The following is a 12,552-nucleotide window of genomic DNA, read 5'->3' on the forward strand; positions in this document are numbered from 1 at the left end:
ATCAACAAGACGTCTTGACAAATATTATACTAACAATTAACAATATCGTTTTCAATAGCTTGGTCTCTTTTAGTTCTGCTACACCAAAACCTGTGTTTTATCACATTTGTTGTGAATTTTCACAGCTAATATTTTATAATTGATATTTTTTATCAATTGATTTGATTAAAAAAGAAAACAGTATAGTTAACTTATATAACCAAACTGTTTTCTTATAATTAATTCTTAAAGTCTTTAAATGTATTCTTTTCAAGATTTCTATTCTTTTTATATAAACCATATCTAACAAACAATATTTCAGCCACAATATATAAAATAGTATAGGATTCAAAGCTTCTATAATTGCTATCGTAGTTTACTTGTGAAGTTGTTATATAAATATTCTCATCACTTAAACTAGCTAATGTATTATCTTTTAATTTTGTTATAGATACTACTTTTACATTAAGAAGATTCATCTTTTTAGCAAGCTCTACTACTTTATTAGATTCACCGTTTAATGATATTAAAATCACTAAATCATTTGGATTAACTAAACTAAAGAATGTTTCATCTACTGATAATCCTTCGATATCATATAAACATTCTCCCCCATGTAGAAACATAAGCTTTAGTTGCTTAGCTACAGCCATTTGAATATCTCCTGACCCATAAACAAAAACTCTATTAGCTTCATAAATTAATTTACAAGCTCCAGTAAAATCTCTTTTGGCGAGGTCATTAATTGCTCTATTATAACCATCACACATAACTTTAATAGCCTCAGTCTCCATCTGTACTTCTTCAGAAGTTTCCCATTTAAGATATATTTTTAGTTCACTATAACCTTTTAATGAAAGCTTCTGAGCAAATCTTAAGATGGTTGTTCTTGATACATTACAATGGCTTGCTAGCTCTTCTATAGTTAAATTACTACAGCTCTTTTTATTTTTAACTATGTATCTCCAAATATGAATATCATTTTGATTTAATTGGCTATAATGCTTATTTACCAGTTCTTCTAAACGCATATTCAAAAATTTCTCCCTTCGCTTATATATATAATTAGACGTTATTTCTAAGATTCCGTTTTTTTATTTGTACTTAATATAATTACAAACTAATAACTGTATAGCTACTATTTTATTCCTAACACTATCTCTAGAAATTGTATCACAAATTAATCATATAAGATAAAGGAAAAAATTTTTTCTTAAATAGTATTTTATGAATTTTTAATATAGAATTCAACACAAGCTCCACCATAATCGTTGTTTTTCACCTTAATTTCTCCACCATGCTTTTCAACTATAATTTTAGCTATATTCATACCTAATCCAAAATGACCTTTTTCCTTAGATCTACTTTCATCACCTTGATAAAACTTTTCAAAAATTCTTTTTTTATCTTTCGAGGAGAATCCTATTCCGCTATCTTCTATTTTAAAATATAATTTATCAATATCATTAGTGATTTTCAAATTAATAAACCCACCTTCTGGCGTAAATCTATTACTATTTGATATTATATTATCTAAAACCTGACCTATCCTATAAACATCTATTTTGACATTTGATTTCTCTTCATTAAAATCCATATAATCAACTGAAAATTTTATATTCTTTTTCTTACATATAACTTCATAATTACTTTTTATCTCTTCTACAAAATTTTCTAAGTGTACATCTTTAGGTGATAATTTGAAATCTATTCTCTCTAATTTAGATATAATATTCATATCCTCAATTAGTTTTATAGCTCTATTGGTATTATTAGCTATAGTATCTATATATTTGTGTAATCTTTCCTTATTATCAAGGTTACTTTCTTGTAGCACTTCTATATGTCCTTTAATTACTGTAAGGGGTGTTCTTAAATCATGTCCTATTGCAGCTATCATATCACTTCTTTCCTGCTCTATTAACCATTGGGTATTTAATGAAATTTGAAGTTCATCTCTCATAGCTTCAAAAGCTTTAGTAAGCTCCCCTAATTCATTATCAGCTTCATATTCCATGTGAAAATCTAAATCTTTGTTTTTTATCTTCTTAGCTGCATTTATTAAATCATCAATAGGTTTATTTATATTTCTGCTAAACCTTCTTACAAATATCCATGTACATATACTTATATATATAAATGGGGAAAATAGAAGAACTCCATCAGATGGAACTAAGAAATTCCACTTTTCATTTTTTGCTGTGGCCTTCAAAGAATATCTTATTAAAACCACTCCTTTTATCTCTCCATCTTTTTTTATAAACTCAAAAACACTTATATTTTGTCCGTGTATATATCTACTTTCATTTTCTTCTAGTGATTTCCTTTCATTGGGTGATATCTTTTCTATATCTCCATATATAGTATTATATTCGTTATCTAAAACTATATATTCAATACCGCTTTTAGGAATCACAGTCTCTAATTCTAGCTGATTAGCTTTATTTAAAACTGATGTTCCTTGCGACTCTATGTAATCTATGATACCAGGAACCATTTTTTCATAATAATTACTTGGAAGAATTAAATTTTTACTCATAGCTATAAAGTATCCGCCATAGGTTATAATTGACAACATTAAGCTTACGGAAATTATTAATACAAAACATAAAACAAACTGCTTTTTAATTGATAGGTATTTAATCATTTATTTTTCTCCCACTTATATCCTACTCCCCATACTGTAGAGATATAATCTAAGTTCTCATTAATTACAAGTAGTTTATTTCTTATATTTTTCACATGTTCAGCAACAGATGAAGAGTCACCTTCAGCATCATATCCCCAAATCTTTTCATATATCTGTTCTTTAGAGAAAACTTGCATAGGATGCAAGCATAGAAGTTCTATAATATCAAACTCTTTTTTTGTAAAACGTACCTCTGTTTTCTCATTATCATAATAAAGTTCTCTACTTGAAATATCTATACTTAAATTTCCAAAATATATAATATTTCTTCTTTCCCCTTGATAAGTTCGTCTATCTCTTCTTATATGAGCAGATACTCTTGCCTTAAGCTCTCTTATGCTAAAAGGTTTTGTTATATAATCATCTCCACCTAAAGCTAATGCTTTTAACTTATCCATTTCTTCTTGTTTTGCACTTAAGAATATTATTGGACAGTTTACTTTATCTCTTATTTTATTGCAAACCTCATACCCGTCTTTTCCTGGCATCATAATATCTAGAAGAATTAAATCTGGTTGTTTATTAATCATAGAAACAGCCATATCTCCATCATAAGCTGTTATTACTTCATATCCTTCATCAACTAAAGCATCTTCAATGAAATCAACTATTTCTTTTTCATCATCACAAATAAGTATTCTTCCATGCATAAAATCACCTTCTTAAATTTAATATAAAAAGTCTTTTCTCTTCCATAATGTTAAAGTTGAAGTTATACCTATTATTATAAATGATACTATAATTATATAAAAATTATAAGATTGTACATTTCCTAAAACATCAAAGATATCTTTTCCACTACTTAAGAAGAAAAAGAAATCATCTCCTAATACATATATTCCCCCAATAAAAAATCCTACTATACTCATAAATGCTAAAACTACATTAGGTATTATCGTACATATAAGGACACTTAATGAAAGAACAGAAATCAATATAACAAATTCAACAAAATAATACTTTGCTCTATATATGAAGGCTCCAAGAAAACTGAAGTTTCCTGATACTTTAAAGAACTCTGTACTATCAACTTTATCAAAAAATAAATTTCCTAAAATAGTTGTTAGTACAAACATGATAACAACAACTATAAATGTAACTATTATTTGAGTAATTATTTTAGAAACCATAAACTGCCACTTCTTATAGGGTCTAATCATTACATTTCTATAATATCCTAAACTATGCTCCCCATTAAAACAATCCACATAAAGCATAGGTAATACAACAAAAACTAATAGTGGATGAATATCTCTAACAATAAAAACTCCAAAATTTAGAGAATTAAGTTTCATGATAGTATCAGGATCATAAAACCCCATATCTGACTGTTTCATAAAAACTCCCCATAAAATTGTTAAAGCTATAAATAAAATCAGTAGCCCTTTAGTTTTGCCTCTACTCCAAACTCTTTCTAATTCGCTAATTACTAAATTCTTCATAATTCTCTCCTCCTAAATATTCTTATCACTTCTTGTAAATATCATATAAGATGTTGTTATAAACACAGCTATATAAATCAATAAGATTAACGTGCTCCATCTAAAAAACATAGCCCTTTCGCCTAATGCCATTGCTATTCCCATATGTTGAATATGGGTGATAGATAATAATTGAATCTTCATAGTTCCCAAACCCTTTATGGAACTAAATATATATACTAACTGTGGATAAATAAGTGAAAACAACAAAAATCCTATGCCCGATCCAATAGCTGTTGTTATACTTCTACTAATAATTCCAATAAAAATTCCCACTGAGGCAAAAGCTAAAAGAGTTATAAATGAATAACTATAATATTTAAGTGCATATATAAAACTTTGAGATATGGTGAAAAAACCCTCATAATAAAATATCCTTATATTATCTACCCGAGGCATAAGAAAATATCCAATAACTAAACTACATATAAAATAAGTAATAAGCATCATAAATATAGTAGTAAATATAGCTAAAACCTTACAAATAAATAGCTGTCCAAAAGATTTACACCTAATTAACACCATTCTTATTTCTCCAGTTCTATATTCTTCTGTTATAGCTAAAGCTACAATTAAAAGTGCTGAAGCGTTAAAAAAAGTCATAAGTTGCTCTTGTATTGTAGCTGCTGGAAAGTTACCAAATGAAGTAAATTCTGCGCTAGCTAGATCCACTGCAATATTATGTGATAAATAGTATTTTCCTGAAGCAAAGATTACAAAAGGAATTAAGAAAAACAAAAGCCAAGTACTTTTTTTACTCCATATCCTTTCAAATTCACATACAAATAAGTTTTTCATTAAATAATCCTCTCATTTCTTGTCATTATATTTATAAATGCATCTTCCAATCTTCCACTATTACTTGATTCCTTAATTAATTCTTCTGTAGTCCCTGTCCAAATTAATACACCTTCTTTTATTAGTACTAACTTATTACAAACTTGTTGAAGCTCATCTAATAAATGACTAGATATAAAAAAGGTTATTCCTTTTGTTTCCTTAAGCATAATAATAAGTTCTCTAAGTTCTTTCATTCCCATTGGATCTAGACCATTTGCAGGTTCATCTAATATTACTATCTCTGGATCATTTAAAAGAGCCTGTGCAATTCCAAGTCTTTGTTTCATCCCCAATGAATATGTTTTAACCTTATCCTTAGCTCTATCTTTTAAACCAACAATTTCTAAAACCTCTTCAACCTTGTCTAACTGCTTTTTTCTTTCCATTCCTTTATTGAGTCTAGCTAGGTTTTGAAGATTTTTTCTTCCTGACATATAAGGGAAAAATATAGAACTCTCTACTATTGCTCCTAAGTTTTCTAAAGCTTCTCCCCTATAATTCACTATATTTTTTCCTGATATAGTGATTTCTCCACTAGTTGGCTTTATAAGACCTGTTATCATCCTTATTGTAGTTGTTTTTCCTGCTCCATTAGGGCCTAAAAATCCGCAGATATCTCCTTCATTTACTTCAAATGATAAATCTTGAATTATCTTTCTTCTTCCAATATTTTTATTAAGATTCTTTACACATAACTTTGTATTACTCAAAATAAATACCACCTTTATTCTTATTTTTTCTTTAAAATAAGAATAAAGTTAATTTTTAAAGATTTTATAAGGTTTTCTAATATTTCCATCAAAAAAGGCCCATCAAAGCATAATTTACTTTGATGGACCTCTATCAAATCTAGTTGATATGTACTGTTGCTACCTTATCCCCATGATTTTTATTTCCTAAATCTAATTTTATGTCTGTTACTAGATTCATGTTAGTTATGATTACTGGAGTTATATTACTTTTTGCTTTTTCTTTGATAAGCTCATTATCAAATGTTAGTAATAAATCTCCTTTTTTAACTTTATCCCCTTGATTTACATGTGCTATGAAACCTTCTCCATTTAAGCTTACAGTATCAATACCTACATGAACTAATACTTCTAAAGCTTCTGGCGTTTCTATTGCTATTGCATGTTTAGTTGGGAAAAGAACCTTGATTTCTCCGTCTGCTGGAGCATATACTTTGTTGTCTGATGGTACAACTGCATATCCATCACCAAGCATTTTTCCTGCAAAAACTTCATCTGGAACTTCTGATAATTCAACTGCTTTACCATCAATCGGATTAAGTAATTCAGCAACTGCATTAACTGCTGGTTTTGCTTCAACTTCTTCAACCTTTTCAGCTTTAGTTTCAGCTTTTTGTGAAACATATCCACCATTTGCTATTATTGCTTTAATATCATCTTTAATCTTTTCTGCTTCTGTTCCAAATATTGCTTGAACATTGCTTCCAGCAACTAAAACACCTGCAGCACCTAAAGCTTTTAATGTACCTTGATCAACTGCCGCTGGATCTTTTAAAGTAAGTCTTAGTCTTGTTATACATGCATCTAAAACTTCTATGTTATCTTTTCCACCTATAGCTTCTAAAACCTTAGCTGCTCTTTCACTTCCTTTGAAGTTAAGAGGTGCTATATCTTCACTACTTTCATCTTCTCTACCTGGAGTTTTAGCATTAGTAGCTTTTATTACAAAGTAGAATACGAAGAAGTATAATGCAAAATAAGCTATACCTACAAGCCATATAAGAACAGGGTGTCCAGCAAACTTAAGTCCCAATAAATAGTCAATAAATGATGCTGAAAAAGTGTATCCAAGTCTTATTTGTAATAAACTAGTTATTATACCTGATAAGAAAGCTGCTGCAACGTGGAATACAAAAAGTATCGGTGCAACGAATATAAATGAAAACTCTATTGGTTCAGTAATTCCTGTTAAGAAAGCAACTAAAGCTGCTGATATCATCATACCAGATACTTTTTTTCTGTTTTCCTTCTTAGCTGCTGCTATCATAGCTACAGCTGCTCCTGGAAGACCAAACATTAAAACTGGATATTCAGATGCCATAAATATTCCGGCAGTTGGATCTCCATGGAAGTATCTAGCTGTATCACCAAAGTAAGTTACTCCATTAGATACATATTCTCCAACTTGATAAAGGAATGTTGGATAATACATGTGGTGTAAACCAACTGGAATAAGAAGTCTCTTACCTGCTGCGTATAATGCAGGACCAAATACTGATGAACTTGCCCATTGAGAGAATACGTTAATTCCATCTTGTATAGGAGCCCATATTTGAACACCAACAGCTGCAAAAATTAAAGCTGCAAGAGATGTGATTATTGGAACAAATCTCTTTCCACCAAAGAAACCTAAAACTTGTGGTAACTTAATATCATGGAACTTGTTGTATAAAACACCTGCAATTAAACCGATTATGATTCCACCAAAAACACCCATGTTGATATTTGTTTTAGAAACTATATCAGCATATGCGGCAGTTTGCATAAATGCATCTAATGACACACCTTGCTCCGAAGCAGTTTTTGTAGCTAATGCTAAAGCTGCGTCTGCACTTGCAACCTTTATAATTGCTTGAAGTATAAGCTGACCAACAACTGATGCTAATGCAGCTACTGCTTCTCCACCTGAAAATCCTATAGCAACTCCAACTGCAAATATCATTGGAAGATTAGTAAATATAGCATCTCCTGCTTGAGCCATGTAAGGAATGTTTAATAAGTCCGGCTGTCCAAATCTTAATAAAAGTCCAGCTGCTGGTAAAACTGATACTGGTAACATCAATGATTTACCTATTTTTTGAAGAACTGAAAAAAGTTTTTTCAAAATAATACCTCCTAAAAATTATTAATATTTATATATAATTCTGTATTATTCCTATTTTTACAGAATTAATACCAAAACAAAAAAACACGAACTAAGAAACATAACTATACTTGTAGTTATATTTCTTAATTCGTGCCTAATTTAATAGTAACACTAATTACATTTCTTTAATCCTATTTATATGGAGTGCCATATATCCGATTTCATCTTCTGGCACCTTTAAAGAAAATATGTTTTCAATTTTCATAGCAACCTTAATTGCAATATCGTATTGATTATAGTATTCTTTTTTTATGTTGTCAAGCAGTTCATTTTTAATGTATTTTTTCTTAATTACTCTTTCAATCATAAAATTCAGATGAGTTATAGTTCTTACATAACTTAAAGTTCCCCTATCAACAGGCTTATTTAAAAGCTTATATAAAAACTCCATAACTTCTCCTATTTTCCTAGTATATGCTAAAGTATCACTAACATTTTGATTGCCCATAGCAGCTTTTATATGCATACATATAAAACCAATTTCTCCTTTAGGTAGCTTCACTTTAATATCTCTATTTATCATATTTAATGAGGTTTCTGCTAATCTATACTCTCTAGGATATAAAGCTTCCAGCTCACTTAAAAAAGGATTTTCGATATTTATACCTTCTGAAACTCTTCTAATTGCAAAGTTAATATGATCTGGGAGAGAAACATGTATGGCTTCACTTAATTTCACATTTAATTCTTTTTCACATAAGGATATTATCTCTTCGGAAATACCTATGATTTCACTACTAACATTCTCTAATACCTTATTAAAGTTTTCCTTATGCTTTTCAGATTGCTTTACAAAAATATTCTCTATTCTATTGTCTTCAATCTTTTTACCTTTATTAGTATTAAAACCTATTGCATTACCTACTAAGACGAACTCTTCTTTATCTTTTTCAGCAATTACAACATTGTTATTTAATACTTTTTTTATTATATAACTTCCCATGATTCCTCCCAGTATTACTAAAAAACGATTTGCACTTCTGCTCTGTAGAAACTCTTCTTCTCAGGAGTTTCATTAAATTCCTTAACTAAATGATTTGCACTTCTATTCTGTAGAAGTTTGCAAAACTTCATTAGATTCCTTAAATTTTTTCTCCCCAGTTAATGTACAATTATTTTATACTAGCTTCTATTTATTATCAACAATTTATTTTAAATTATTTTACAAAAAACTTAGTGTCAGAAATCTATTAATTAGACTTCTGACACTTTATTTTCTCTATTTAAGACTTTTATAAATCTTTTCTAAATTATCTCTCATACTCTCAATATAATTTTTGTTGTCTTCTTTACTCTCAATTGTGTATATCTTTTCTACATTTGCTCCAACCTCTTTTGCAAGGGTTTCAGAAACTTTAGGGCTTGCAAGCTCTTCCATAAATATAGTTTTTACTTTATGAGTCTTTGAGTACTCTATAAGTTTTTCTAATTTTTGTGGAGTTGGTTCACCTTCTGCAAAAACATCTTCAACACTGTTTTGCTCTAATCCAAAATCTCTACACAAGTATCCAAAAGCAGCATGACCAGTTACAAATACTTTGTTAGAAACTGAGTCAAACTTCGTCTTATAGTCATTATAAAGAGTATCTAGTTCAGCTGCAAACTCTGTATAGTTAGCTTCATAAAAATCTTTATTAGTTTCATCAACTTTAACTAAAGCATTTTTTATGTTTTCTGCTTCTATCTTAGCACTTTGAAGGCTTAACCATGTATGTGGATCAAATTCTCCATGTTCATGTCCTTCCTCTTCATGCTCTTCTTCATCTTCATGTTCATCAGTGTTCTTAATTGGATTTATGTTATCGGATGCTACTACTACGTTTAAGTTCTTATTGTCTATGGATTCCAAGGTTTTTTCTACCCATTCTTCCATTCCTAATCCATTGTAAACAAAGATATCTGCTTTATTTATTCCTTCCATATCTTTTGCTTTTGGTTCAAAATCATGTGGTTCAGTTCCTTCTGGAATTACTGTTTTCACATCAACCTTATCTTTTCCTACTGCTTCCACAAACTCCTTTAGTGGGTTAAAAGAAACTACAACTTGAACTTTCTTTTCTTTATTACTGTCGTCTTCTTTATTAGTTTTGGTAGCACATCCTCCTAATATAGAAACACTTAATGCCAAAACCATGGCAGATAAAAACTTTTTATTCATTTTCCCTCTCCTTAAAAATTATTTGTTGCAATCCATTTGCATTTACACTTATAATATACTTATGGACAGTTGCTTGTCAATATGATTTTTTTAAGTAATTTCCATTAATATATTTTTTTGTTAGTAATAACTTTAGTCTCAGGAGGACCAAATGCTTCAATACAGTTTTATGCAAAATGCAATGATGATTTCATTATTAATATCAATACTATGCCCTTGTATAGGGATATTCTTAGTCTTAAAAAGACATTCAATGATAGGGGATACCCTTGCTCACAGTTCTTTGGCAGGTGTATCTATAGGGGTTCTTTTCGGATTCAATCCGTTATTAAGCGCTTTTGCCTTTACCTCAGTTTGTGCGGTATTAATAGAAGTACTTAAGAACTATTATAAAAAATATGCAGAAGTAATATTAGTTATAGTTTTATCTCTAAGTGTTGGTATAGCCATAACTATAATGAGTTCTGGTAAAATTAAATCTAATGTTAACTCCTATCTTTTTGGTAGTATCCTAACAGTTTCAACTCAAGACTTAATAACCGTTGGGATTTTAAGTTTAATTACAATATTAGTACTTATATTTTTCTTTGATAAGCTACTTTATACAACTTTTGACGAAGAAGGCGCTCAAGTAGCTGGAATTAAAGTAAAGTTTATTAATTTTATTTTTTCACTACTAGTTGCTGCAACAGTATCAGTATCTATAAGAGTTGTTGGGGTTTTAGTACTTACTTCAATGATAGCTCTTCCTGTTGCTACAGCTCTTCAATTTAATCAAGGCTTTAAGAAAACTTTGTTTTTATCAGTAATTATAAGTGTTGTAGATATTCTTTCTGGACTTATAATCTCCTATTATGCAAATTGTGCAGCTGGTGGAGTTATATCTTTAGTTTCTGTTGGAATGCTTATACTCGTAATTTTATTTAAAATAGCATTCTCAGCAGTATCTCATAAAACTGCTTAGATATGCTAATTGTAAACAGCTCTTTAAGGATGAATATAATTTATCCTTAAAGAGCTATTTTATTTTCTTAATAGAATTATTTTCCTATAAGTGTTATCATATTTCTAATTGAAAAATATGATATAACTTGGGGGCGATGATAAACATGAATAATAATATTAAAATTTATCAAGGCAATGTTATTTTTACTAAAGTACCAAAAGAATTTAAAATTTATAATAAGGGCTATATAGTTGTTATAGATGGAAAAGTTGAGGGCGTTTATGAAAATCTTCCTGAAAAATATTCATCTCAGGATGTAATAGACTATGGAGATAAATTAATAATTCCAGGAATGAATGATCTTCACTGCCATGCACCACAATTCAGAAACTTAGGTATGGCTATGGATAAAGAATTAATACCTTGGCTTAATGATTATACTTTTCCTGAAGAATCTAAATACAAAGACTTAGAGTATGCAAAAAAAATGTATGGAAGATTTATAAAAGAAATATGGAGACAAGGAACTACTAGAATAGCTCTATACGCAACTATTCACAAAGAAGCTTCCGCTCTATTAATAGACATGCTTACAAAATCAGGACTTGGTGCTTTAGTTGGCAAAGTTAACATGGATAGAAACTCACCAGACTTTCTTATAGAAAGTTTAGAAAATTCTCTTAAAGATACAGAAGAACTATTAGATAGATATAGTAAATCACAGCTTGTAAAACCAATAATAACTCCAAGATTTGTTCCAACTTGCAGTTCTGAACTCATGTCTGGACTTGGAGATTTAAGTGAAAAATATGATGCACCTGTACAATCTCATCTTTCTGAAAATAAAGGAGAAATTAGTTGGGTACAAGATTTATATCCTAATTCAAACTACTACGGAGAAGTTTACAATGACTTTAAGCTCTTTGGACAAAAACCTACATTAATGGCTCATTGTAGTTTTTCAACTGAGGAAGAACTTGAGTTAATGAAAAATAATAATGTAATGGCTGTACACTGTCCAAGTTCTAATTTAAATGTTGGAAGTGGTATGATGCCGATTAGAAAGTTTCTAGATAAAGGTATTTCTGTAGCCCTTGGTTCAGATATAAGTGGTGGGCATACATCTTCTATTTTTAAAACCATGGTATATGCTATTGAGGTTTCGAAACTATTTTGGGCAAACTCTGATAAAAAAATAGATTTTTTATCTAACTCAGAAGCTTTTTATCTAGCTACTAAGGGTGGCGGAAGTTTCTTTGGAAATGTTGGTAGCTTTGAAAAAGGATACGAATTTGATGCTTTAGTTATAGATGACAGTGACTTAAATCATGATAACTATACTTTAGAAGAAAGATTAGAGAGATTTATATATATTGGTGATGATAGAAATATCCTTCATAGATATATATGCGGTAACTTAATTGATGAATCTCGAATTTTAATGATTTGATAAACCTCATGGTTCTACCATAAAAATCAGCAACTCCAAGGAGCAATGTCATTAAGTTAGTCATTGAACATATTTGATAATTTATGCAGAGGATATCTACCGGAATATAAGATA

Annotated in this window: 11 protein-coding genes; 2 read left to right on the forward strand and 9 right to left on the reverse strand. The window is 29.6% G+C overall.

The features are described from left to right. Positions 1 to 218: 218 nt before the first annotated feature. From L1S49_RS16540 to L1S49_RS16580, 9 genes are all read right to left on the reverse strand, one after another. Positions 219 to 1,010, reverse strand: a complete 792-nt coding sequence (locus tag L1S49_RS16540) for a MurR/RpiR family transcriptional regulator (protein ID WP_238906521.1) — start codon at positions 1,008 to 1,010, stop codon at positions 219 to 221. Positions 1,011 to 1,204: 194 nt separating this feature from the next. Further along, positions 1,205 to 2,626, reverse strand: a complete 1,422-nt coding sequence (locus L1S49_RS16545; RefSeq protein WP_238906499.1) for a HAMP domain-containing sensor histidine kinase — start codon at positions 2,624 to 2,626, stop codon at positions 1,205 to 1,207. Then, the gene (locus L1S49_RS16550; RefSeq protein ID WP_238906501.1) at positions 2,623 to 3,318 is read right to left on the reverse strand and encodes a response regulator transcription factor; all 696 of its coding nucleotides are present in this window, start codon (positions 3,316 to 3,318) and stop codon (positions 2,623 to 2,625) included. Before L1S49_RS16550 ends, L1S49_RS16545 begins: the two co-directional genes overlap by 4 nt. An 18-nt stretch (positions 3,319 to 3,336) precedes the next feature. Beyond that, entirely contained in the window at positions 3,337 to 4,110 is a 774-nt protein-coding gene (locus L1S49_RS16555; protein WP_238906503.1) for a hypothetical protein, read from the reverse strand. Positions 4,111 to 4,122: 12 nt separating this feature from the next. Then, the gene (locus tag L1S49_RS16560) at positions 4,123 to 4,947 is read right to left on the reverse strand and encodes an ABC transporter permease subunit (RefSeq protein ID WP_238906505.1); all 825 of its coding nucleotides are present in this window, start codon (positions 4,945 to 4,947) and stop codon (positions 4,123 to 4,125) included. Further along, positions 4,947 to 5,699: an ABC transporter ATP-binding protein gene (locus L1S49_RS16565; protein WP_238906507.1), complete on the reverse strand. Its 753-nt coding sequence runs from the start codon at positions 5,697 to 5,699 to the stop codon at positions 4,947 to 4,949. The genes L1S49_RS16560 and L1S49_RS16565 overlap by 1 nt, the downstream gene beginning before the upstream one ends. A 139-nt stretch (positions 5,700 to 5,838) precedes the next feature. Beyond that, a complete protein-coding gene (locus L1S49_RS16570; protein ID WP_238906523.1) occupies positions 5,839 to 7,797 on the reverse strand; it encodes a glucose PTS transporter subunit IIA in 1,959 nt (652 codons plus the stop codon). Between the two features lie 202 nt (positions 7,798 to 7,999). Continuing rightward, on the reverse strand, positions 8,000 to 8,827 hold the full coding sequence (locus tag L1S49_RS16575) for a PRD domain-containing protein (protein ID WP_238906509.1): 828 nt from the start codon (positions 8,825 to 8,827) through the stop codon (positions 8,000 to 8,002). Positions 8,828 to 9,103: 276 nt separating this feature from the next. Continuing rightward, on the reverse strand, positions 9,104 to 10,042 hold the full coding sequence (locus tag L1S49_RS16580) for a metal ABC transporter substrate-binding protein (RefSeq protein ID WP_238906511.1): 939 nt from the start codon (positions 10,040 to 10,042) through the stop codon (positions 9,104 to 9,106). 151 nt (positions 10,043 to 10,193) lie between these two features. Here L1S49_RS16580 and L1S49_RS16585 point away from each other — a divergent pair, with 151 nt between their 5' ends. Further along, on the forward strand, positions 10,194 to 11,006 hold the full coding sequence (locus tag L1S49_RS16585) for a metal ABC transporter permease (RefSeq protein ID WP_238906513.1): 813 nt from the start codon (positions 10,194 to 10,196) through the stop codon (positions 11,004 to 11,006). 145 nt (positions 11,007 to 11,151) lie between these two features. Further along, positions 11,152 to 12,438: a guanine deaminase gene (gene guaD / locus L1S49_RS16590; protein WP_238906515.1), complete on the forward strand. Its 1,287-nt coding sequence runs from the start codon at positions 11,152 to 11,154 to the stop codon at positions 12,436 to 12,438. Positions 12,439 to 12,552 lie beyond the last annotated feature (114 nt).

It is taken from the genome of Clostridium sp. YIM B02506 (assembly GCF_022324845.1).
In the GTDB taxonomy this organism is placed as follows: domain Bacteria; phylum Bacillota; class Clostridia; order Clostridiales; family Clostridiaceae; genus Clostridium_T; species Clostridium_T intestinale.